The organism is Psychrobacter sp. 1Y4 (assembly GCF_051847555.1).
This window is the reverse complement of record NZ_JBPYDE010000041.1, coordinates 1-1,834: the sequence shown is the minus strand read 5'-3', so window position 1 is coordinate 1,834 and position 1,834 is coordinate 1. Positions and strand designations below refer to the sequence as shown.

Sequence of the window (1,834 nt, the reverse complement as noted above, 5' to 3'; positions counted from 1 at the left end):
ATTCATACGCATCCTTTTCCGCGTCAGCTGACAGAGATGATCCGAGTATTGCCGAACCAAGGTACCGATATTCGTTATCGCATACCAGCGATTCTGCGTTATCATCAAGCGCTACTGCAATACTGGAAATACTCTACGCCTGCGTCTGTCAAAAAAATCGAGTCAGAGTGGCAGACGCTGATTGAGCATTGCACTAGTGAGCACCAAACCATGATTAGCGCTTCTGGTGCTGATGAGCTCATTACTCGTGATGGTTGGTTACAACTACATCGCTCAGAAGAGACGTTCAAAGAAGCGCAAGCATCAGCCATTGATGCTCGTAACCAAGGTGTTGAGCATAACGTGTTAAACCTTGAAGAACTAAAAGCAATGGAGCCTCGTGCCAATTTCGAAGGTTTCGTTGGTGCTATTCATTGGTTGAATTCATGGCAAGTATCAAACCCAAGCTCGCTTGTAAAAGCCTACGCGAAAAACTTCCAAGACATGCAAGGTACGATCAAAGAAAATGATGTAAAAGAAATCGTCCAAGAAGCGGACGGCTGGAAAGTTATCACTGATAAAGATACGTATTATAGTGATAAATTGGTCATCGCAGCAGGCCCTTGGTCAAACGATTTGATCAGACCACTTGGTTATAATCTGCCGTTGTTCCCAATGCGCGGCTATCATCAGCATTTCAAAGTGACAGACAAGAACACAATCCATCACAGTATGTTTGATATGGACAAAGGTTTTGTTATGGGGCCGATGCAGCAGGGTATCCGTATCACTACGGGCGCTGAGATGACCACCATGAATGCACCAAAGAACTTTGGTCAATTGCAAACCGTATTGAAGCTTGCTAAAAAAATCTTACCATTAGAAGATGCGGTTGAGAGCGAAGCATGGGCAGGGTCACGCCCTTGTATGCCTGATATGAAGCCAGTCATCGGTCCTGCTGATAAGCATGACAAGCTTTGGTTCGCATTTGGTCACAGCCATCAAGGCTTTACCTTAGGGCCAATGACAGGGCGTCTGGTTGAAGAGATGATTCATGACAAGCCTGCATTGGTCGATCTTGCACCATTTAGCGCTCAGCGTTTTTCTAACTAAGCGCGTATCTAATATATAGTTGATCCAATTTAAGAGCGGTACAAGGCAACCGAGTGCAGATGTATATGTCATACTTCAAGCGAGGTTAACGCTGTAACGCTTTTATAGTGGATTGACTATAGTTAGCACAGAATTAAATTAATAAATAAAAGGTATAGACATGATTAAGAAGCTACATAGCAATCAGCGTATGAGCAAAACCGTAATCCATAACCAGACGATCTATTTGTGTGGTCAGGTCGGTAATGCAGAAGACGATATCAAAGCGCAAACATTGACTTGCTTGGAAAAAATCCAAACGCTATTAGAAGAAGTGGGTAGTGACAAATCAAAGCTACTATCAGTAACGGTTTGGATCAAAGACATGGCTGACTTTGCTGCCATGAATGAAGTCTACGACCAGTGGTTTGAAGGTATTCAGCCACCGGCTCGCGCTTGTGGTGAGTCAGCGCTTGCACGCCCTGAGCTATTGGTTGAGATGATCGCTATCGCTGCTGAGTAATAAACGGCTCGTAGTATCTGTAGTACCGTTATTAAATAGAAATAAAAAAGGCCATGATAGCGATATCATGGCCTTTTTTATATTTGGCAATAAGCCAGTTTAATTATTAAGAGTATGTTAGCTTCCTAAACTAAAAATAATTTATGTGAAATAATTTAAGCGATATAGTGATTAGTATCGTAGGAATTAGCACCCTTTCCATACCGCTTGGCGTTTCTCAATAAAAGCATCAATACCTTC

The 1,834-nt window shown here is 42.7% G+C and carries 2 protein-coding genes; both read left to right on the top strand.

The annotated features are described in order from the left end of the window. Positions 1-1,092, top strand: a 1,092-nt coding sequence (locus ACS8FC_RS13960; protein WP_439297200.1) for an NAD(P)/FAD-dependent oxidoreductase, incomplete at its 5' end; no start/stop codon positions are given. A gap of 163 nt (positions 1,093-1,255) precedes the next feature. Next, on the top strand, positions 1,256-1,594 hold the full coding sequence (locus ACS8FC_RS13955) for a RidA family protein (RefSeq protein WP_055124581.1): 339 nt from the start codon (positions 1,256-1,258) through the stop codon (positions 1,592-1,594). The last annotated feature ends 240 nt before the right edge of the window (positions 1,595-1,834 follow it).